Here is a 21,404-nt window from a genome sequence, read left to right as displayed (position 1 = left end):
CTGCTATAATCAACTTTGTACATTGTCCGACGTATAGGAGTGAAAAATTGTGGCAAAAGAACGAGAACAAAAAAATGTGCGTAACTTTTCCATTATTGCACACATTGACCATGGAAAATCAACGCTAGCTGATAGAATTTTAGAAAAGACACAGGCCTTAACTCAACGTGAAATGAAAGCACAGTTTCTTGATGCAATGGATTTAGAACGTGAAAGAGGTATCACCATTAAATTAAATGCTGTTCAGTTAAAGTATCAACACCATGACGGTGAGGAATATATTTTTCATCTCATTGATACACCAGGACACGTCGACTTTACTTATGAAGTTTCAAGAAGTTTAGCGGCTTGTGAAGGTGCCATTTTAGTTGTGGATGCCGCTCAAGGTATAGAAGCACAAACCCTAGCAAATGTATATTTAGCTTTAGATAATGATTTGGAAATCATTCCAGTTATTAATAAAATTGATTTGCCAAGTGCCGATCCTGAACGTGTAAAACAAGAAATTACGGATGTCATTGGTATTGATGGCGAAGAGTCCCTACTAGTCAGTGCAAAATCAGGGATTGGAATTGAATCCATTTTAGAAGCTGTTGTGGATAATATCCCAGCACCAGAGGGTGATGTTAATCAACCATTAAAAGCTCTGATTTTTGATTCATTGTATGATTCATATCGTGGCGTCATTGCTTACATAAGAGTAAAAGAAGGCACAGTAAAAGTAGGCGATAAAATAAAGATGATGGCTAATGGTAAAGAATTTGAAGTTAATGAAGTTGGGGTATTCAACCCTAAAATGGTACCATTAGACAAATTAGAAGTGGGCGATGTTGGTTATCTGACAGCCTCAATTAAAAATGTTGGTGATTCACATGTTGGTGATACCATTACGCTTGTCAATAATCCAGCCACTGAACCTTTACCAGGCTATCGCAAATTAAATCCAATGGTGTTCTGCGGTTTATACCCAATTGATCCAAATAAGTATAATGATTTGCGTGAAGCTTTGGAACGATTGGAATTAAATGATTCCTCTTTACAATATGAGGCGGAGACATCACAAGCACTTGGTTTTGGTTTTCGATGTGGTTTTCTCGGTTTACTGCATATGGAGATTATCCAAGAACGAATTGAACGCGAATTTAATATTGATTTAATTACGACAGCACCGAGTGTGATTTATCAAATTGAAAAAACAGATGGAACCACGATTTCGATTGATAACCCATCTTTTATGCCTGAAACCCAATTAATTGAAGAGGTTTATGAGCCCTATGTCAAAGCGAATATTATGGTACCGAATGATTATGTCGGAGCCGTTATGGAACTTTGCCAGAAGAAGCGCGGTGATTTTATTGGGATGGATTACCTTGATGACATTCGAGTAAATGTTATCTATAATATTCCATTAGCAGAAATCGTCTATGACTTTTTTGATGCTTTAAAGTCAAACACAAAAGGCTATGCTTCATTAGATTATGAACTTGATGGCTATAAGCCTTCAAAGCTCGTTAAGATGGATATTCTTCTGAATGAAGAAAAGATCGATGCTTTGTCGTTTATTGTTCATAAAGATTTTTCATTTGCGCGAGGCAAACATATTGTTGAAAAACTAAAAAAATTAATTCCAAGGCAGCAATTTGAAGTGCCTGTCCAAGCGGCTATTGGTAATAAGATTATTGCTCGTTCAACAATAAAAGCAATGCGTAAAAATGTTTTATCCAAGTGTTATGGTGGAGACATTTCGCGTAAACGTAAATTGCTAGAAAAACAAAAAGAAGGTAAGAAACGAATGAAGATGGTCGGTTCGGTTGAAATCCCACAAGAAGCGTTCATGTCTGTTTTACAAATGGATGATGATTAAGTTACTAACTTCACTTAGATCTGAGTGAGAGGCAGCCCCTGTTACTTTTTGAAACGACTCAACTTGTTCGAGTTGAGCCAGCAGTAAACAATTTTAATCATTATTAAGAGACTGTTTTTATTCAATCGTATGGATAAGGAGCTGACATTAAAAGGGCAGCTCCTTTAACTATGCTGTGTGATGAAGGAGGGAAGCATGATGATTTCATCAACTTATATCCATATTCCATTTTGCGAGAAAATTTGTCATTATTGTGATTTTACGAAGTTTTTTTATGAAGAAAAAATGGCAGATCAATATTTACAAGCTCTAGCAAAAGAAATGTCTTTTTACTTAGAGAATAAAAAACATCCGATGCGAACAATCTTTGTTGGGGGTGGAACACCGACAGCTTTAAATTTAACCCAACTTGAATATTTGTTGACAATAATTGATCAGAATATTGATGTGTCTTCAGTACTTGAGTATACGTTTGAAGCTAATCCTGGTGATTTAAATCAAGATAAGATTAAATTACTTCAATCATATGGTGTAAATCGGATTTCGATGGGAGTGCAGGTTTTTGATGATCATATGTTAGAAAACTTAGGGCGCTTACACCGAGTCAAGGATGTTGATCAAAACCTCAACCATTTATTAAAATATGGGATCCAAAATATTAGTATTGACTTAATGTATGGTTTACCTAATCAAACGCTTGATAACTTCAACGACTCGATAGAACAAGCCTTGGCCTATGATTTACCCCATTATTCATCTTATTCATTGCAAATTGAGCCGAAGACGATCTTTTATCAGCGTTACCAGAAAGGTAAGCTTCATAAGCCGCCAGAGGAAGAAGAAGCAAAAATGTTTGAATTATTGATTGAAAAGATGAAGCAAAGTGGTAAACTGCAATATGAAATTAGTAATTTTGCTGAACCAGGCTATGAAAGTCAACATAATTTAGCCTATTGGAATAACCAACATTATTATGGGTTTGGTGCAGGGGCTAGTGGTTACTTGCCAGGTAAACGATTGATCAATTTACGCCCTTTCCCGGCTTATGTGAAGGAAGCCAATCTTTCAGGACAGCCGGTTTTGCACACTGAAACAATTGGTAAGAAGGAACAAATAGAAGAGGAACTGTTTCTTGGCTTAAGAAAAAGGACTGGTGTTAACAAGGCACAATTTAAGCATAAATATCATTGGAAAATAGCCGATGTATACGGTCAGCAGATTGCTGAATTAGTCGAACGTGGTTGGTTAGAGGAAACTGACGACCATATTCGAATGACAGAACATGGCCAATTGTTTGGTAATGAAGTTTTTCAACGTTTTCTACTTGATGAATTAGATTTCGATAACTGATAAACTGAGCTTTTCCAGAAGTTCAGTAATGATTTTACTATTTTTGAAGTTTCCAGAGTGTTTTCGTTGACAACGAAAGGATGATTTGATAATTTATTATTAGTATTAGCACTCGAATCGTAAGAGTGCTAACAGAGGTGATCATCGATGGAGCTATCAAAAAGACAACTTTTGATATTACAAGTGATAATTGATGAGTTCATCCAAACAGCTCAACCAATTGGATCACGTGCGATATCCAAGATAGATGGGATATCCTTTAGCCCTGCAACAATAAGAAATGAAATGGCTGATTTGGGTGAATTGGGTTATATTGAAAAAACCCACTCATCTTCAGGACGAATACCTTCTGAAAAAGGTTATCGTTTTTATGTTGATCATATGTTATTACCATTTCACTTGTCGAAAAAGGACCAGAAAATTATTTCGGCTGTATTTGATCAAGATTTAGTTGAGTTTGAACAGGTTGTACAAAAATCTGGTGAAGTGCTATCAGATCTAACAAATTACACGTCAATCATTTTAGGACCTGAGGTTCATGAAACAACATTGAAACAGTTGCAAATTATCCAGTTATCAAAGACAACTGCTGTTGCTATTTTAGTGACCAATAGTGGTCATGTAGAGCATCGTTCATTTACGATTCCAGTTGAAATTAACGCAGCTGATTTAGAAAAGCTAGTCAACATTTTAAATGAGCAATTTTATAATGTACCGATTATCCAGCTTCATAGTAAAATTCAAGCTGAGTTAAGCAATATTCTCAATCATTATATTGAAGACGTGAGTATCGCTTTAGACTATTTAAACGGCGCATTATTTAATCAACAGCCTGATAATGTATACATGAGCGGCATTACAAATATGCTTTTGCAACCAGAGTTTAATGATGTGACAAAAATTCATTCGCTATATTCGATCATTGAAAAAGAAGATTTAATGGCAAAGTTGTTAAGAGCTTCTGAAAAAGGAATTCAAATATCAATTGGCCATGAAAATAAAATAAATGAGATGCAGGATTTAAGTTTGATCACAGCGACATATTCATTGTCTGGTGAACAACTGGGAACTATTGCGTTATTAGGGCCAAAGAGAATGGATTATGCTCGAGTCGTATCATTGATGCGTTTATTATCTAAGCGAATGTCACATACTTTTCACGACTGGTAGTGTATAGAGGATTTAAGATCGATAACTAAAGTGAATTGTTCCATTGATAGGTTTTCTCAACAAGTGACAGTTTATCGATGGATGGTAGTAATGGAGACATAGCTACTAACTATTGAGTAATAGGGTTATACTATTGGGGATAAAACTGTATGAATAATGGTCTAAATAAATCTAAGGCTTCACTTCCACACGGAGGTGGTAACTTTGACGTTCCAACAAATCCTTTTGGTGGGATGAACAGCTACCTCAGTGTGGACAAGTTAGCCGAAGATTTTTAAGTGTGGAGATAGACCTAAATGTTTCTTAGATGATGACATTGTATGTAAGTAGCGAGAAGAAATGCAGGGGGTGAGAAATATGGAAAAAAAAGATCATAATAAACAAGAAGAAGTTGTAACTGAAAAAGAACCACTTGAAGAAACTGAGGAAATTGAAGAGGTTGAACAAGAATTAGTTGAAGAAGCAACAGAGGAAGATTCAACAGATGAAAAGTATCAGCAGTTAATCATCGAAAAGGATGAACTTTTTGATAAGTTTATTCGGCTACAAGCTGAATACGATAATTATCGCAAACGAACACAGCGTGAAAAGGCTGCTGATTTAAAATATAAATCACAGGCGTTAGTAACAGAACTGTTACCTGTTATTGATAATTTTGAACGTGCGCTTCAAACCGTATCAGATGATGAATCCGCTAAATCTTTTGTTGAAGGGATGGAAATGATTTACCGTCAATTTCAAACCATTTTAGAAGCTGAAGGAGTAGAGGTCATTGAAACAGTTGGTGAAACATTTGATCCAAATGTTCATCAAGCCATTATGCAAGTTGAGGATGACCAATATGAATCCAATGTGGTTGTTGAAGAGATGCAAAAAGGATATCGTCTAAAGGATCGTGTCATTCGTCCGGCGATGGTCAAAGTGAATCAATAACTACATATAGAAATCAAGGAGGAAGAAGAAATGAGTAAAATTATTGGTATTGATTTAGGAACAACAAACTCATGTGTAGCAGTTATGGAAGGTGGAGAAGCGATTGTTATCCCTAATCCAGAAGGGAATCGTACAACAGCTTCAGTTGTATCTTTTAAAAATGGTGAACGACAAGTTGGTGAAGTAGCCAAACGTCAAGCTATTACAAATTCAAATACAGTACAATCAATTAAACGTCATATGGGAACTGATTATAAAGTTGAAATGGAAGGCAAAGAATATACGCCTCAAGAAATTTCAGCAATTATTCTTCAATATATTAAAAATTACGCTGAAGATTATTTAGGAGAAACGGTTGAAAAAGCCGTGATTACTGTTCCAGCATACTTTAATGATGCAGAAAGACAAGCAACAAAAGATGCTGGTAAAATTGCTGGCTTAGAAGTTGAGCGAATCATTAATGAACCTACAGCTGCAGCATTAGCTTATGGGATTGATAAAGTTGAACAAGATCAAACAGTGCTTGTCTACGACCTTGGCGGAGGAACGTTAGATGTATCGATCTTAGACATTGGTGATGGTACATTTGAAGTTATCGCAACAGCAGGTGACAATCGCCTTGGTGGTGATGACTTTGACCAAGTGATTATTGATCATATGGTTGCTGAATTTAAAAAGGAAAATGGAATTGATTTAGGCAAAGATAAAATGGCTTTACAACGATTGAAAGATGCTGCTGAAAAAGCGAAAAAGGATCTTTCAGGTATTGGTCAAACACAGATTTCCTTACCGTTTATTACAGCTGGTGAAGCAGGTCCATTACACTTAGAAATGAATTTAACAAGAGCCAAATTTGATGAATTATCAGCAGGTCTTGTAGAAAGAACAATGGGTCCTACTCGTCAAGCAATGTCTGATGCTGGGTTAAATTCATCAGAAATAAATAAAGTATTACTAGTAGGTGGATCTACGCGTATTCCTGCTGTTCAGGAAGCACTGCAAAAAGAAGTTGGTCAAGAACCATCAAAAGGTGTGAACCCTGATGAAGTCGTAGCGCTAGGTGCTGCAATCCAAGCAGGTGTTTTACAAGGAGATGTGAAGGACGTTCTCCTATTAGATGTTACACCACTATCATTAGGAATTGAAACAATGGGAAGTGTCACGACAAAACTAATTGAACGAAATACAACGATTCCAACAAGTCATTCCCAAGTTTTCTCTACTGCTGCCGATAATCAAACAGCAGTTGATATTCACGTATTACAGGGCGAACGCGAAATGGCAGCCGATAATAAAACTTTAGGACGTTTCCAATTAACAGATATTCCACCTGCACCACGTGGTATCCCTCAAATTGAAGTATCATTTGATATCGATTCAAATGGAATTGTTAATGTTCGTGCTAAAGATTTAGGGACAAATAAAGAACAGTCAATTACGATTAAATCATCGTCTGGATTATCTGACGAAGAAGTTGATCAAATGGTTAAAGATGCAGAGGCAAATTCAGAAGCTGATAAGAAACGTCGTGAAGAAATTGACCTTCGCAACGAAGCAGATCAACTTGTTTTCCAAACAGATAAAGTTATTAAAGATTTAGGAGAGCAAGTATCAGAAGATGAAAAACAAAAAGCAGAAGCGGCTAAAGAAGAATTGAAAAAAGCTTTAGAAGGCGAAGATTTAGAAGCTGTTAAAACAAAGAAAGAAGCTTTAGAGCAAGAAGTGCAAGCTCTTTCTGTCAAGCTTTATGAACAAGCTCAGCAAGCTCAACAAGCCCAACAAGCTGGTGAACAAGGTAAACCAGAAGATGATGTAGTTGATGCTGATTACGAAGAAGTAGATGATGAGGAAGAAAAATAAAAACAATCCTTTAAATGACCAAAAGTCAAAGTCAGGTTATACTTGGCTTTGACTTTTGTCCTGTTCATTGCTTTATGTTTATCCACAGCTATTAGCTGAGTATTGATTTTTTAGCTGATTTGGTAAAATCGATAGACTAAATGTTAAAGGGTTGTTCAGGCGTTGTTATTAATGTTATGATTAATTTTATGCAGAAAACGAGATGGGAGTGATGGCTTTCATGAGTAAACGCGATTATTACGACGTGCTAGGTATTGGTAAAGATGCTTCTCAGGAAGAGATTAAAAAAACATATCGAAAACTAGCTCGTAAGTATCATCCAGACGTTAACAAAGAGCCAGATGCAGCAGATAAATTTAAAGAAGTAAAAGAAGCTTATGAAGTTTTAAGTAATGAACAAAAGCGGGCACAATATGATCAATTTGGTCATGCTGGTCCTCAAAGCCAAGGGTTTGGTGGCGGCTTCGGTGCCGATGATTTTGGTGGCTTTAGCGATATTTTTGATATGTTTTTCGGTGGTGGAGGCAGACGAGATCCGAATGCGCCGAGACAAGGAAATGATCTTCAATACACGATGGTATTGGAATTTGAAGAGGCTATCTTTGGTAAGGAAACAGATATTCATATTCCTCGTGAAGAAGAATGTGATACGTGTAAAGGGACTGGGGCTAAGCCCGGTACAAAGCCTGAAACATGTCGGCACTGTCATGGTACAGGTCAGCTAAATGTCGAACAGAATACCCCATTTGGTCGAGTAGTTAATAAACGCGTTTGTCATCACTGTAATGGGACTGGCAAAGAAATTAAAGAAAAGTGTTCAACGTGTCATGGAAAGGGAACCGTCAAAAAGCAAAAGCAAATTCATATTAAAGTTCCAGCAGGAATTGATGATGGCCAACAAATTCGTGTAGCTGGAAAAGGAGAACCTGGAGCGAACGGCGGTCCAGCAGGAGATTTATATGTAGTCGTCCAAGTCAAATCACACGAATTCTTCCAACGAGATGGTGATGATATCTTCTGTGAAATGCCAATTACTTATGCTCAAGCTGCTTTAGGAGATGAGCTTGAGATTCCTACTGTACATGGTAAAGTTAAGTTAAAGATACCGGCTGGAACGCAAACAGGTAAAACTTTTAGATTAAGAGGTAAAGGAGCTCCGAACGTACGTGGATATGGTCATGGCGATCAAAATGTCCGTATGCGAGTGATTACCCCAACTAATTTAACGGAGCGACAAAAAGAATTAATTAGAGAATTTAATAATTTAGCTGGTCATGATGCAGCGGATGAAAATGAAGAATCTTTCTTTAGTCGAATGAAACGTGCCTTTAAAAGTGATTAGGAGTTAGTGAATTTATCCTTAGAAAAGAGTTGATCAACTTGAAATGGTCTGAACTTTGTGTTCATACAACAAATGAAGCAATTGAATCGATCTCTAATATTCTACATGAGGCGGGAGCCAGTGGTGTTGTGATTGAAGATGCAGCTGATTTTGCTAAAGAGAGGTCAGATGTCTTTGGTGAAGTGTATGAATTAGACCCAGCTGATTACCCAGAGGAAGGCGTCTATTTGAAAGCTTATTTACCGGTTAATAGTTTTTTAGGAGAAGCAGTTGAACAAATCAAACAAGCGATTAATCAACTGCTTGTTTACGATATTGACATTGGTCATAATCGGATCACATTAAGTGAAGTGAATGAAGAAGAATGGGCAACGGCATGGAAGAAATATTATAAACCTGTTAAAGTTTCTAATAAAATCATTATTACACCAACATGGGAAGACTATCAAGCTGGATCAACAGAAGAGATTGTTGTTGAATTAGATCCTGGTATGGCTTTTGGAACAGGGACGCATCCGACAACAGTATTAAGTATCCAAGCAATAGAGAAATATCTAAAAAATGAGCAAACAGTGATTGATGTAGGAACTGGCTCTGGTGTTCTAAGTATCGTAGCTGCTTTACTAGGAGCAAAACAAGTCTTTGCTTATGATTTAGATGATATTGCTGTCAAAGCTGCTACAATCAATAGTAAGCTTAACAAGACCGCTTCAACGGTTACAGTAAAGCAAAATAATTTATTAAACCATGTGACCCTTAATCCAGATTTAATTGTTGCTAATTTATTAGCCGAAATCATCTTACGCTTTGAAAAAGAAAGCTTTACATTGTTAAAGCCGGGTGGTCTTTTTATTACATCTGGGATTATCCAAGCCAAAGAGTTTGAAGTCAAAGAAGCTTTAGTGAATACTGGCTTTGAGATTTTAGAAGTAAACCAGATGGAGGATTGGATTTTAATTGTTGCCAAAAAGCCAGAATAACCAATATTGAGGTGAAAGCAGCTATGCAACGATATTTTGTTGAGCCAAACAATTGGTTTGAACAGCATGTCAAGATTGATAGTGACGATTACCATCATATTGTTCATGTCATGAGAATGAAACTAGGGGATGAAGTGATTTGTAATCATCCAAGTGGTGAAGCCTATCGATGTTTAATCGAGGAAATTAGTAATGGAAATGTTCAATTATTAATCTTGGACAAGCTAAAGAATCAAGTGGAGTTACCGGTGAATGTGACACTCATTCAAGGTCTGCCAAAAGGGGATAAACTTGAATGGGTTGTTCAAAAGACAACAGAATTAGGTGTTAAAAGGATTATTCCACTAGCCTGTGATAGATCTATTGTTAAATGGGACGATAAAAAAAGCGTGAAAAAAATTCAACGCCTGCAAAAAATTGCTAAAGAGGCATCAGAACAAGCTCATCGAACTGTTCAGCCAGTTATAGAAACACCTTATTCATTAAAGCAGCTCATTTCAGCTGATCAATCATTTGACCACAAATTTGTTGCTTATGAAGAAACCACTCGTAAAGCAGAAACACAGAAAATAAGTTATTATTTAGAACATATTGAACCGGATCAATCCATTGCCATTGTTATCGGTCCTGAAGGGGGTCTAACAGAAACAGAAATAGACCAACTCTATCAAAGTGACTTTAAGCCGATTCGTTTAGGGCCAAGAATATTAAGAACAGAAACAGCCCCCTTATACGCATTGTCTGCGTTATCCTATTATTTCGAGGAGACAGAGTGAGATAAATAGGTAACTGCTGCACTATACTTAAAACTTAAAAAGACGAAAAAAGAATAATGAATACGGCAATCACCTTTCTATTAATAGAGGGTGATTTTTTAAAAAAAGTTTTACATTTGGTTTAGTATGTCATAGGTTAAAATAAGTAAAAAAATTACTAAATAATTCGTTTAAAAGGAGCTTCAGCATGGGCTTATTGGTAACGGCAAGTTTATAACGTGAATTATAAATTAGACCAAACACAAATATGTATAAATAAAAATAGCGTATTAGTGAATTGTGTGTTTTATTCACCAACGCTATTTATTATATAATCTAAAGAACCGGGCTGATTTTCGCCCGGCTTTTCGGGCTTTTCTAATATAATTTATTCACGCAAGCCATTTGATACACGCTCGCCGAGTTCACGTGAAGCAAGAGAAAGATATTCGATTACCTTGACTTGTAAGTTCCGATGTATGCCCGTTAAGGCAGCAACAAGATTTGAGACAAGGTGAGATTTTCCCGCTTGCGATAATGATTGATAGAATTCTCCTGCTTGTGAAAAATCATCTTGCTTGGCTATATCTGAACGCACGAGTTTCCCTTCTATAAATCTACCTTCTCCACTTGTTTGTAAATCACTTGGACGCCAATGTTTTTGATCATTTACTGGCACCTTGCGGAATTGTGGACCGATACGATACCGCTGTGAATCCCAATAGACATTCGCTCGCCCTTGTAATATCTTATCATCTGATAATTCCGCTCCGTCTAATAAGTTTGATGGGGAGAAGGCGATTTTTTCCACTTGTTCCATATAGTTATCAGGATTACGATTAAGGACCATCTTTCCGACAGGATGGAAAGGATACATCTTTTCATCCCATACCTTTGTGTCATCAAGGGGATCGAATGGAAGTTGTTCTGCATCTTGTGGATCCATCATTTGGACGTACAGACCATATTCTACCGGTTTTCCGCTGGCAATCGTTTGGAAGAGATCTTCGCCGGCGTAATCGGGATTGATTGCTGCAAGTTGTTCTGCTTCTTTGTTGGTAATGTATTCTACACCATCAAATGGAACCCAATGGTATTTAATGTAACGTCGCCTTCCTTTTGAATTTCGCCACACGTACGTACTGACACTATAACCAGGAATTCGCCGGAAACTTTTGACTGTGCCGTGGTCAGAATAAAGCTGGACGATAAAATGGGTGGACTCTGGAGTGCTAGCTACAAATCTCCAAAGCAATTCCGGGTCCATTAAGTTATTTCGTGGCGATGGTGATAGTGCGGCAATACTTTCCGGAAAGCGCATGGGATCGCGTAATAAAAAGACTGGGAGATGGTTGCAAATAAGGTCGAAAATCCCGGCGTTTGTATAGAACTTTGTTGAAAATCCACGAATGTTTCGCGATGTATCTGGAGTCCCTTTATTGCTCGCACCAAGTGAAAAACGGACGGCGACAGGAACCGTTTGACCACTCTGTTGAAGAAAGGGAAGCTTTGTGTATTCGCTCATGCTATTCAATGTTTCGAAATAGCCGAAAGCACCAAATCCTTTCACATGTAATGGACGTTCTACAATTTTTTCGTGAATGAACGTTTCCAGTTTTTCATGTAAAATATTATCTTGCTCCAGTATAGGGCCATTTTTACCAACCGTTTGCGAATAAGAGGGTGCAGGGTTATCCGATTGCTTATGTTGACGTACAGGCTGTTTGTTTCCGGCTGCTAGCGCTTTTTTTCGAACAGGAATCTGTTTTGCTTGTTGGGGGTTTTGTTTGTTATCGCTCATTATTTCCTCCTTGTGAAAAATTAATCTACCTTATATTGTTATGAATAGGGCTTGTTCCAATATGCACTATTATCATGGGAAAATCGGGTAGATAGAAAAATGCAAAGATCTGAGATAAGTACTGGAAGTTTAAAAAGTTGATGAGCGAAAAAAAGATAATAAAATAACTGAGGACGTTTGTGTGAGAATCGACATAGATAGTAGAGATATAATAGTTAGACGATTTAGAATCAAGTTTATTTTTTCCACAGATAGCCGTCCGTAAAACTCGGGTCAACATTTGGGGTTGCGATTACTCACCCCATCGAAAAGACTTGGGACTGGGGCTCAGAATAAGTAAGACACTTATTCTTGTGATGCAAATGCTTCGTAGCTTTCCTTTGTGTGATGACTCGCCCCACCGAAGCCATTTGCGGTTACTCGTCCCACCGGAAACATCTGCATGACCTACATCCTGTAGGCCCAACTCCCACTGATTGAAGTTTCGTTTTATAACCTGTCCTATTTATTTTGTACCAATCTCTCTTTCTAATAAGATAGAAATCCAAGTGATTGATTTGATTTATTTCTACGTATCATTATGCTATTATATATACGGTAACTGTTAGTACAGGCACTATGAAAGGATGAAATAGAATAATGAATAACAAGCGTTCAAAAACCGTAAGTTTCCACACATTAGGCTGCAAAGTAAATCATTATGAAACTGAAGGTATATGGCAAAAATTCAAAAAACAGGGCTATGAACGTGTTGACTTTGATCGTGAAGCGGATATTTATGTGATAAATACTTGTACAGTAACAAACACAGGTGATAAAAAAAGCCGTCAAGTGATTCGTCGTGCTATTCGGAAAAACCCAGAGGCCGTTGTTTGTGTTACAGGTTGTTATGCTCAAATATCACCGGGAGAAATTATGGAAATTCCGGGTGTCGATGTTATTGTGGGTACACAAGAACGTGAGAAAATGATTCCTTATATTGAGGAACATCAAAAAACGCGCGAACCCATTAATGGTGTTTCTAATATTATGAAGAATCGTGTTTTTGAAGAGATGGATGTTCCTGTTTTTTCAGATCGAACGCGTGCCTCATTAAAGATCCAAGAAGGTTGTAACAATTTTTGCACATTTTGTATCATTCCATGGTCACGAGGCTTATTACGCTCGAGAGAACCAGAAAATGTTTTAAAACAAGCCCAACAACTTGTAGAAGCTGGCTATAATGAAATTGTTTTAACTGGTATCCATACAGCTGGTTACGGTGAAGACTTTAAAGATTATGATTTTGCTGATTTGCTTTCCGACTTAGAAACAAAAGTGGAAGGGTTAAAACGAATTCGAATTTCTTCAATCGAAGCCAGTCAGATTACTGAAAAAGTGATGCAGGTGATTGATCGTTCAACGAAGATTGTTCGTCATTTGCATGTCCCCTTACAGGCAGGCTCTGATCGTGTATTAAAAAGCATGAGAAGAAAATATACAACCGCTTATTATAAGCAACAAGTTGATCGCCTTAAGCAAGCCTTACCTGGTTTAGCGGTTACATCTGATGTGATCGTTGGTTTTCCAGGGGAAACAGATGCAGAGTTTGAAGAAACTTATCGTTTTATTCAAGAAATTGGTTTCTCAGAACTGCATGTCTTTCCATTCTCGAAACGAACAGGTACACCAGCTGCTAAGATGGCTGACCAAGTAGATGAAGAAGTAAAAAGTGAACGGGTTGATCAATTAATTACATTATCTGATCAACAGGCAAAAAACTATGCTTCAAAATATGAACAAACGGTTGTTGAGGTGATCCCCGAAGAAATCAAGCACCAGACCGATGAGGGAGATCAACAGTTGTTAGTTGGCTACTCAGATAATTACTTAAAAGTACAATTTACAGGGTCGGCTGATTTAATTGGAGAGATTGTTCGCGTCAAAATAACAAAATCAGGATATCCAATTAATGAAGGTGTTTTAGTGAAAGTGTTAGCTGAACCGAGTTTATCCATTCGTTAGCTATCAAACTATTAATTCATAGAATGATATCTAGATAAGATCGCTTACAGCCATTAACAGATATGGATGATCTTAAAACAAAAAGTTGACCTACAAAAAGCATTATATTATAATATCATAGAGACAAAAGAACCTATCATTTTGGCTCATTAAATTGTTGATGCTTCGGAGGGAGGGAAATTAGCATGTCAAACACAACTCGCGTTCGTAAAAACGAGTCTCTTGAAGATGCTCTTCGTCGCTTTAAACGCAATGTATCAAAATCAGGAACATTGTCAGAATATCGTAAGCGTGAATTTTATGAAAAACCTAGTGTTCGTCGTAAAAAGAAATCTGAAGCGGCTAGAAAGCGTAAGTAATTTTATATAAGAAATATTTATTTCTTATAAAGAGGGTGTAGAAACGAAATGTCATTACTAGAATCTCTGAATCAAGATATGAAATCAGCTATGCGAAATAAAGAAAAGCAAAGGCTTAGTGTTATTCGTATGGTGAAAGCTTCATTACAAAATGAAGCCATTAAGCTTGGTAAGGATGAGTTATCTGAAGATGAAGAATTAACTGTTTTAGCTCGTGAATTAAAGCAGGTAAAGGATTCCCTCCATGAATTTAAAGAAGCTGGACGCGATGATCTTGTAGAGAAACATGAAAATGATATACTTGTGTTACAAGCATACATGCCAGAACAGCTATCAAGTGATAAACTTGAACAAATTGTTGTTGAAACGATCCAACAAGTGAACGCAACAACAAAGCAAGATTTAGGTAAAGTGATGGGTGTGCTAATGCCAAAAGTGAAGGGCAAAGCTGATGGATCAGAAGTAAATGCAATCGTTCAAAAACATTTATCATAAGACATATTTAAAGTTTGAAACAAAAATCCCCTAATCGTTTATTAATGAAAAGGGGATTTTTTGCCAAGTTCATGATATAATAGACTGGAAAGTGTTAGGCATTCTGGCACTTTCCTTAATTTTAAAAAAGGAGGTGGTGTAATGAAAAGACGTTCTACCCACATTCTCTTTATCTTATTCATCGTTACTTTAAGCTTAGTTAATATCAGTGAAATAAAAGCTCAAGATAATGGCAGTGGAAAGCTTGTTCACGTTATTCCAATTGAAAAAGAAGTAGAGCGTGGACTAGAGGCATTTTTACGAAGAACAACAAGTGAGGCTGTTGATGCGAATGTTGATCACATTATTTTTGAGATTAATACGCCTGGCGGTCGGGTAGATGCGGCGAATAATATTGGTGAGATCATCCAAGATGTTGCCATCCCCAAAACGGCATACATAAGAAGCCAAGCCTTATCGGCAGGTTCTTATATCGCACTTTTTGCTGATTATATTTATATGAATCCGCAAGCTACAATTGGCGCTAGTGGTATCATTACCGGTGATGGTAATGCGGCTGATGAAAAAGCGCAATCGTATTGGCGAGAGGCAATGGGAAGTGCTGCTGAGTCCAAAGGAAGAGACCGGGTTTATGCAGAAGCAATGGCTGATAAAGAGATCGATTTACCAGAATACAATGCACCAGCAGGTAAATATTTGACTCTAGGCCCCGTATCAGCCATAGAAGTGGGTTATTCAAATGGAACAGTCAACCATCGAACTGAATTATTATCAGAGTTAGGTTTAGCTGAAGCAGATGTTGTAGAAGTTGAAATAACCTTTGTTGAAGAAATTGCCCGATTTTTTACGAATTCGACTGTCGTTTCGATCCTTTTATCATTGGCTGGATTAGGATTAATTATTGAGTTATTTTCTCCAGGTTTTGGTGTACCAGGTTCAATTGGAATTATATCTCTTATCTTTTTCTTTTATGGTCATATGGTAGCTGGTTTTGCCGGATATGAGGTTCTGCTATTAGTAGTCCTTGGTGTTGGTCTGATTATCGCTGAATTCTTCGTACCAGGCGGTATTCTTGGGGCGATCGGTTCATTAAGTATTTTAGCCTCTTTATTCATGGCAACCGATAATATCAGACAGCTGAGTATTAGTCTTTTAATTGCTCTTGTCGTGACAATTGGTACAGCTATTTTTCTATATAAACGAATTGGACTAGAAAAAGGTTTGTTCAAATATATTATCTTGGAAGATGCTGAAACTCCAGATCGGGGATATGTTTCTTCTGCTAACCGAGATGAATTAGTTGGGAAAATTGGAACAGCTATTACACCGCTTAGACCTTCAGGTACTGTGGTTGTTGATAAAGAAAGAATAGATGTAGTTACAGAAGGTGGATTTATTGCTAAAAATACACCAATTAAAGTTATTTCTGTAGCTGGATCACGAATTGTTGTAAGTAAACATACTAAAGAGGAGGAAGAGTAATTATGGATTCAGGCTTTGATTCATTAGGCGATTTTTTCCCAATTATTATTATTGGTATCATTATCATCGCTATTGTCATCTTGTTAACATTTATTCCTGTTGCACTTTGGATTAGTGCCTTAGCTGCAGGGGTAAGGGTAAGTATTTTCACACTGGTTGGAATGAGGCTGCGTCGAGTCGTACCTAACCGTGTTATTAATCCATTGATTAAGGCACATAAAGCTGGTGTTGATGTCAATATTAATCAGCTAGAGAGTCATTATTTAGCGGGCGGTAATGTTGATCGAGTCGTCAATGCATTAATCGCAGCACAACGTGCGAATATTGAATTAAGTTTTGAACGGGCAGCGGCCATTGACTTAGCTGGTCGTGACGTGTTACAAGCTGTTCAAATGAGTGTAAACCCTAAAGTTATTGAAACACCATTTATTGCTGGGATTGCGATGGATGGGATTGAAGTAAAAGCAAAAGCACGGATTACGGTTCGTGCAAACATTGACCGACTTGTCGGTGGTGCTGGTGAAGAAACTGTTATTGCCCGTGTTGGTGAAGGGGTTGTCAGTACGATTGGTAGTTCAGATTCCCATAAGAAGGTCTTGGAAAATCCTGATTCTATCTCACACAATGTATTAAATCGAGGATTAGATGCAGGAACGGCATTTGAAATTCTTTCGATTGATATTGCGGATGTGGATATCGGTAAAAACATTGGTGCGATCCTGCAAACTGACCAAGCAGAAGCAGATAAAAACATTGCTCAAGCAAAAGCTGAAGAACGTCGGGCAATGGCGGTTGCTCAAGAACAAGAAATGGTGGCCCGTGTTGAAGAAATGCGTGCTAAAGTTGTTGAAGCAGAAGCTGATGTGCCATTGGCTCTTGCGGAAGCCTTACGTTCAGGGAATATGGGTGTAATGGATTATATGAACTATAAGAATATCAATGCTGATACAGATATGCGTGATTCAATCGGGAAAATATCTGATGATGATTCAGATGAAAAATAAGCAATAAACCCGAAAGGAGTGGAATCATGGATGATATCTTAATTCCTTTAGTGACGTTTATTATCATGATAGGCGGAGCTGTGCTCAAATCATTCGGTGACAAAGGGAATAAAGAAACAGTAAAAAGGAAACCAGTTACTCGACAAACAGTTAAACCCCAGCCTAAACAGTCAGCACTTGGAAGATTTGAAATGGCAGGGGATCAAGTCGAGGACCAGCAAACTGAGCAGTTAGATCAATTACGAAAAGATTTAAATGTTTCTACTCAAGCGGCTTATGATCATTTAGAAAAAAAAGCTAAACAAACAGCAGAAGATCTAGATAAATTGTTAGTATCGCGTAGAAAAAGCCATGCTATGAGAAAAGAAGAGTTAGGTATCAAAAAATATTTGAATCGCAAGGGTCTAGCTGGAACGGTTGTTATGTCCGAGGTTTTAGGTCAGCCACGAGCAAAGAAGCCTTATCGAATAAATAACAGATAATAATCAAAGCAATCAAGCAGAAATGCTTGATTACTTTTTTGGTTCTACGTCAAGTAACGTTGGTGAGGAATTTTAGCCAACATATATTTAGTTGTTTATCACGAATCAAAGTAGCCGTTAGGCTGCTTTGATTCGTGATTCTTTTTGGTTATTATTTAATGACTTTGTTTCGATTGCTTTGAATTTGAAATGGATCATAATGCGTTTTTTATAATTATAAAAGTTCCGATAGCCATACGCTACTTTACTTAGTACCTTAATTTTGTTGTTTATTCCTTCCATTCGACCATTATTATATGGATACGTAAAACTATTCTTGATATAAGGGAGATGCTTTCTTAACGTCTTTAAGCTTGTTCTCATGTGACTAGAGATAAGAGAAGAGCTTCGCTCTTTTAATACACTTTCTAATCCTTTAAAAAGGTTCATGTCAATCGCCTTTAATAAACGTTGATAAAGTTCATCATTTGCTTTTAACTCAGGATCATAGTTTAACATTTCTTCAACAATACTTTTCTCTAGCCGTTGCCCAAACAAAGAATAATATTTGTCATTTGTAGAAGATCGTTTCCTTTCACTTTTTAATATGAGCTTCCAGTATCGCTTTAGCCGACGGTATTTTTTCATGTCCTCACGATTTGATGTCTTGAATCGATTCATGATTTTCACACGTGTTTTATTCATTGATCGATTAATCAATTGAACTAAGTGAAAACGGTCAATGATAATCTCAGCCCGAGGGAAAATCTCTTGAATGACATGAACATAGCTAGCGTTCATATCAATGGTGATTGTTTTGACATGTCGACGGTCATTAAGGCTATAGTTAGCGATAAAATGATTTTTTATCACACGGCTTGTACGCGCTTCTAAAATATCACCTGTTTCAGCATTAATATATTCAAAGGCCATCAATCCTTTTGCCTATTTAAATTCATCAAATGATAAATTTTCGGGTAATGCCTGGTGATGGTGCTTGATGGATTGTGCTGTTTTATCAATCTCTCGTTGAGCAGTGTGCCAAGATACAGAACAATCTCTAGAAAGTGATTTTATAGACTGTGCTTCACCGCTTTTCAAAATAATCATCGCCTTTGATTGATTTGAAATATGACAGCTTGTTTCAACAATTGAGGTTTTAGCCGTAAAATTACTCCGACACGCTTTACAGAAAAAACGCTGTTTCTTTAGTTTAAGAAAGGTTAATGAGGTACCCGCCATTGGCAAGGTAATCCTAGATGTTTGTTTCCCATTTCTAATCACGACGTAGTTTTCATTCTTGATCCCACACTTTTCACAATGTGTTGGGTCATAAGTCAATTCACCACTAATAAATTTACACGGCTTCCCGTTGTATTCACCGAGTGTCACACAACCAGGTGAAAAAGTTATATTTTCATCTTGAACATCGATCAGAAATCTTATATCGTTACAAGTAGACAAGTGAGTTCCCTCCCAGGATTATGGTTTTAGTCGACTTCAATTCTAAAGGGAAACTCACTTGTTTTCTATATTTAAATTTAAAAATATGAATCATCCATCACAAATTGATCTGCGACAAATCGGACGATTTGATGATTAGCAGTTAGCCGAACCGTAGACTCCTATGGGAACAGCACGCGTCCGAAGATCCGCTAAGAAAAGCTTTTTAAGCTTTTCTTAGCTAGCTGAGGTCGTGCCCATGGAACGCGAAGGTTCGGCTAACTGCGGGTTTATAACGTGAGTTATAAATGAGACAAATCATAAAATATTTAAATAAAAATATAGCGTCAATGAGTTCTGTTTTTTTACTCACCAACGCTATATATTGTACAACCGCTTTTTTGGTGTTTCCTACTTCCAGTTAGAACAATCATCTGTTAATCAAGAATTCGTTTCAAACCCACTCAACCTTTGTGCTCAAAATATGATGAAGACTAATCCATTCAGTAAAAGATGAGTTTTTTAATTGATTAGTTCTGTTTGCTAGACAAATATCATATCTTGAGAAGTGAAGGAGGCGATTCCGTGCGTAAGTTGCAAGCGTTTTTCGATAATCTCAAGAAAACAAAATCCAACATGATGATCACAACCCATTTAAATTTGCCACGGATAACCATGATCGGCGATATTCATATTTATATTGAAAATCATCGAGGTATATTACGATTTACTTCTCAAGAAATTATACTTAAAATTACAAATGGCCAATTAATCATTAAAGGCTCTGAATTAGTGATTAAGATGTTATTATCGTCAGAAATATTAATAGAAGGAAAAATCGATTCATTAAAAATGGATGAAAGTTCAACAAAAAATGGAGTGGAAAAATGAAACAGACCCAACCAATTTGGCTCAAAGGAATTGTCACTTTAAAAGTTAATGGACATTATCCAGAACGCTTTTTTGATTTCTGCGTTCGGCATCAAATCCCTGTATGGTCAATTAAAAAGCAATCAGATCTCGAATGTTTGGGTGATATTTACTTAAAAGATATTAAAAGAATTCGTCAATTAAGAAGAAAAACACATTATAAATTATCATTTGTTAAAAAGAGAGGGTTCCCATTTTTTTATCAGAAACTTAAAGGATTTAAACAATTACTTGTCACTCTCCTAATTGCAATTTTATTTTTCCTCTATTTAACTCAGTCCATTTGGTTTATTGAAATAGAGGGTGTCTCAACTGAAATGAGAGAAAATATAATAGCAACTCTAGAAGACTATGGTGTTAAAAAAGGACAGGTTAAATTTCTGATTGATAATCCACTTGAGATACAAAGAAAATTATTAAATGATTATCCGGATATTCTCTGGGTTGGTATTGTCCCCAATGGGATTACCTATCAACTCGAAGTGATTACAAAAAAACAACCACCTGAACAAGATAACCAACGAAGAACTCACCTTTATGCTAAGAAAGATGGTGTCATCAGTGAGATGTTTGTAGCTAAAGGGCGTCCCCTCGTAGGTGTTAACGATTTTGTCAGAAAAGGACAGCTACTTGTGACTGGAGAGCTTAATCATATTGAAGATAAGGATACAGAAGAGGATGATTTAAAAGAAAGTTCTGAAACAGAGGCAGAAATATATGCGACAACTTGGTATGAATCTCAAGTGACGATTCCGCTCGAAGGAATGTATCAAACAGAAACAGGACAAACTGTTAATAAATATCATCTTCAAATAGGATCCTTTCAGCTCCCAATTTGGGGTTTTCGTTCAACTGGTTTTGAATTTGAATATGTTGAATCAAGCAATCATGGTTTTTCAATTGGTGATTGGACACCTCCTATTTTATTTAAAAAAAACACTCATAAAGAAATTGTACCTGCTAAGATTGAAAGATCCGAAGATCAAGCGATTGCTATTGGGCTGCAGCAAGCACGCCAAAACTTACTCCGTAATCTAGGTCAGACAACCTCCATTATTGACGAAAAAATTTTGCATCAGACTACTGAGAGTGGTAAAGTAAACTTACACGTATACTTTACGGTTAAAGAAAATATCGTGAATACAATTGATATGAACCAAGGAGATTAATG

19 protein-coding genes are annotated in these 21,404 nt (G+C 36.9%); 16 read left to right on the top strand and 3 right to left on the bottom strand.

Translation table 11 applies throughout. The annotated features are described in order from the left end of the window. Positions 1-49: 49 nt before the first annotated feature. The 8 genes from lepA to ACS127_RS15310 all read left to right on the top strand — a co-directional run bounded on the left by lepA (position 50) and on the right by ACS127_RS15310 (position 10,275). Positions 50-1,864, top strand: a complete 1,815-nt coding sequence (gene lepA / locus ACS127_RS15345; RefSeq protein ID WP_440895897.1) for a translation elongation factor 4 — start codon at positions 50-52, stop codon at positions 1,862-1,864. A gap of 198 nt (positions 1,865-2,062) precedes the next feature. Further along, positions 2,063-3,214, top strand: coding sequence for a radical SAM family heme chaperone HemW (hemW, locus tag ACS127_RS15340; RefSeq protein ID WP_440895896.1), 1,152 nt, complete (start codon positions 2,063-2,065; stop codon positions 3,212-3,214). Positions 3,215-3,361: 147 nt separating this feature from the next. Beyond that, the gene (hrcA, locus tag ACS127_RS15335; protein ID WP_440895895.1) at positions 3,362-4,384 is read left to right on the top strand and encodes a heat-inducible transcriptional repressor HrcA; all 1,023 of its coding nucleotides are present in this window, start codon (positions 3,362-3,364) and stop codon (positions 4,382-4,384) included. Between the two features lie 357 nt (positions 4,385-4,741). Next, positions 4,742-5,317, top strand: coding sequence for a nucleotide exchange factor GrpE (gene grpE / locus ACS127_RS15330; protein WP_440895894.1), 576 nt, complete (start codon positions 4,742-4,744; stop codon positions 5,315-5,317). Positions 5,318-5,347: 30 nt separating this feature from the next. Further along, positions 5,348-7,177 carry a molecular chaperone DnaK gene (gene dnaK, locus ACS127_RS15325; RefSeq protein ID WP_440895893.1) on the top strand — a complete coding sequence of 610 codons (1,830 nt, stop codon included), beginning with the start codon at positions 5,348-5,350 and terminating at the stop codon, positions 7,175-7,177. 220 nt (positions 7,178-7,397) lie between these two features. Then, on the top strand, positions 7,398-8,519 hold the full coding sequence (gene dnaJ / locus ACS127_RS15320; RefSeq protein ID WP_440895892.1) for a molecular chaperone DnaJ: 1,122 nt from the start codon (positions 7,398-7,400) through the stop codon (positions 8,517-8,519). Between the two features lie 38 nt (positions 8,520-8,557). Beyond that, complete coding sequence (prmA, locus tag ACS127_RS15315) at positions 8,558-9,499, top strand: 50S ribosomal protein L11 methyltransferase (RefSeq protein WP_440895891.1); 942 nt, start codon at positions 8,558-8,560, stop codon at positions 9,497-9,499. A 23-nt stretch (positions 9,500-9,522) separates the two neighbouring features. Further along, a complete protein-coding gene (locus ACS127_RS15310) occupies positions 9,523-10,275 on the top strand; it encodes a 16S rRNA (uracil(1498)-N(3))-methyltransferase (protein WP_440895890.1) in 753 nt (250 codons plus the stop codon). A gap of 367 nt (positions 10,276-10,642) precedes the next feature. Here the strand turns inward: ACS127_RS15310 and ACS127_RS15305 are convergent, their stop codons facing one another. Continuing rightward, positions 10,643-12,055, bottom strand: a complete 1,413-nt coding sequence (locus ACS127_RS15305; RefSeq protein ID WP_440895889.1) for a catalase — start codon at positions 12,053-12,055, stop codon at positions 10,643-10,645. 639 nt (positions 12,056-12,694) lie between these two features. Between ACS127_RS15305 and mtaB the strand changes: the two genes are divergently transcribed. The 6 genes from mtaB to ACS127_RS15275 all read left to right on the top strand — a co-directional run bounded on the left by mtaB (position 12,695) and on the right by ACS127_RS15275 (position 17,881). Next, the gene (gene mtaB / locus ACS127_RS15300; RefSeq protein ID WP_440895888.1) at positions 12,695-14,059 is read left to right on the top strand and encodes a tRNA (N(6)-L-threonylcarbamoyladenosine(37)-C(2))-methylthiotransferase MtaB; all 1,365 of its coding nucleotides are present in this window, start codon (positions 12,695-12,697) and stop codon (positions 14,057-14,059) included. Between the two features lie 185 nt (positions 14,060-14,244). Next, positions 14,245-14,418: a 30S ribosomal protein S21 gene (gene rpsU / locus ACS127_RS15295; RefSeq protein WP_216399868.1), complete on the top strand. Its 174-nt coding sequence runs from the start codon at positions 14,245-14,247 to the stop codon at positions 14,416-14,418. Between the two features lie 48 nt (positions 14,419-14,466). After that, positions 14,467-14,913 carry a GatB/YqeY domain-containing protein gene (locus ACS127_RS15290; RefSeq protein ID WP_440895887.1) on the top strand — a complete coding sequence of 149 codons (447 nt, stop codon included), beginning with the start codon at positions 14,467-14,469 and terminating at the stop codon, positions 14,911-14,913. A gap of 141 nt (positions 14,914-15,054) precedes the next feature. After that, the gene (locus ACS127_RS15285; RefSeq protein WP_440895886.1) at positions 15,055-16,395 is read left to right on the top strand and encodes an NfeD family protein; all 1,341 of its coding nucleotides are present in this window, start codon (positions 15,055-15,057) and stop codon (positions 16,393-16,395) included. Positions 16,396-16,397: 2 nt separating this feature from the next. Beyond that, positions 16,398-17,399, top strand: coding sequence for a flotillin-like protein FloA (floA, locus tag ACS127_RS15280; protein WP_440895885.1), 1,002 nt, complete (start codon positions 16,398-16,400; stop codon positions 17,397-17,399). A 26-nt stretch (positions 17,400-17,425) separates the two neighbouring features. Beyond that, positions 17,426-17,881 (top strand): hypothetical protein, encoded by a 456-nt coding sequence (locus ACS127_RS15275; protein ID WP_440895884.1) that lies wholly within the window; start codon positions 17,426-17,428, stop codon positions 17,879-17,881. Between the two features lie 117 nt (positions 17,882-17,998). Here ACS127_RS15275 and ACS127_RS15270 read toward each other — a convergent pair whose 3' ends face one another. Both ACS127_RS15270 and ACS127_RS15265 read right to left on the bottom strand, forming a co-directional pair. Then, positions 17,999-18,793: an ISL3 family transposase gene (locus ACS127_RS15270; protein WP_440895883.1), complete on the bottom strand. Its 795-nt coding sequence runs from the start codon at positions 18,791-18,793 to the stop codon at positions 17,999-18,001. Between the two features lie 12 nt (positions 18,794-18,805). Continuing rightward, the gene (locus ACS127_RS15265) at positions 18,806-19,324 is read right to left on the bottom strand and encodes a transposase family protein (RefSeq protein ID WP_440895882.1); all 519 of its coding nucleotides are present in this window, start codon (positions 19,322-19,324) and stop codon (positions 18,806-18,808) included. Between the two features lie 564 nt (positions 19,325-19,888). Here ACS127_RS15265 and yqfC point away from each other — a divergent pair. Further along, entirely contained in the window at positions 19,889-20,194 is a 306-nt protein-coding gene (gene yqfC / locus ACS127_RS15260) for a sporulation protein YqfC (protein WP_440895881.1), read from the top strand. After that, positions 20,191-21,402, top strand: coding sequence for a sporulation protein YqfD (yqfD, locus tag ACS127_RS15255; RefSeq protein ID WP_440895880.1), 1,212 nt, complete (start codon positions 20,191-20,193; stop codon positions 21,400-21,402). Before yqfC ends, yqfD begins: the two co-directional genes overlap by 4 nt. Positions 21,403-21,404: the final 2 nt, after the last annotated feature.

Origin of the sequence: Amphibacillus sp. Q70 (assembly GCF_052055485.1) — a bacterium.
Classification (GTDB): domain Bacteria; phylum Bacillota; class Bacilli; order Bacillales; family Amphibacillaceae; genus Amphibacillus.
This window is presented reverse-complemented; position numbering and strand designations above follow the sequence as displayed.

What these genes read in the sequence shown, in the direction of transcription:
- ACS127_RS15285 (WP_440895886.1), top strand. Translation starts at nt 15,055, where the DNA reads ATGAAAAGACGTTCTACCCACATTCTCTTTATCTTATTCATCGTTACT.
- ACS127_RS15275 (WP_440895884.1), top strand. Translation starts at nt 17,426, where the DNA reads ATGGATGATATCTTAATTCCTTTAGTGACGTTTATTATCATGATAGGC.
- ACS127_RS15290 (WP_440895887.1), top strand. Translation starts at nt 14,467, where the DNA reads ATGTCATTACTAGAATCTCTGAATCAAGATATGAAATCAGCTATGCGA.
- yqfD (WP_440895880.1), top strand. Translation starts at nt 20,191, where the DNA reads ATGAAACAGACCCAACCAATTTGGCTCAAAGGAATTGTCACTTTAAAA.
- ACS127_RS15305 (WP_440895889.1), bottom strand. Translation starts at nt 12,055, where the DNA reads ATGAGCGATAACAAACAAAACCCCCAACAAGCAAAACAGATTCCTGTT.
- hemW (WP_440895896.1), top strand. Translation starts at nt 2,063, where the DNA reads ATGATTTCATCAACTTATATCCATATTCCATTTTGCGAGAAAATTTGT.
- dnaK (WP_440895893.1), top strand. Translation starts at nt 5,348, where the DNA reads ATGAGTAAAATTATTGGTATTGATTTAGGAACAACAAACTCATGTGTA.
- dnaJ (WP_440895892.1), top strand. Translation starts at nt 7,398, where the DNA reads ATGAGTAAACGCGATTATTACGACGTGCTAGGTATTGGTAAAGATGCT.
- grpE (WP_440895894.1), top strand. Translation starts at nt 4,742, where the DNA reads ATGGAAAAAAAAGATCATAATAAACAAGAAGAAGTTGTAACTGAAAAA.
- mtaB (WP_440895888.1), top strand. Translation starts at nt 12,695, where the DNA reads ATGAATAACAAGCGTTCAAAAACCGTAAGTTTCCACACATTAGGCTGC.
- rpsU (WP_216399868.1), top strand. Translation starts at nt 14,245, where the DNA reads ATGTCAAACACAACTCGCGTTCGTAAAAACGAGTCTCTTGAAGATGCT.
- floA (WP_440895885.1), top strand. Translation starts at nt 16,398, where the DNA reads ATGGATTCAGGCTTTGATTCATTAGGCGATTTTTTCCCAATTATTATT.
- hrcA (WP_440895895.1), top strand. Translation starts at nt 3,362, where the DNA reads ATGGAGCTATCAAAAAGACAACTTTTGATATTACAAGTGATAATTGAT.
- ACS127_RS15270 (WP_440895883.1), bottom strand. Translation starts at nt 18,793, where the DNA reads ATGGCCTTTGAATATATTAATGCTGAAACAGGTGATATTTTAGAAGCG.
- ACS127_RS15310 (WP_440895890.1), top strand. Translation starts at nt 9,523, where the DNA reads ATGCAACGATATTTTGTTGAGCCAAACAATTGGTTTGAACAGCATGTC.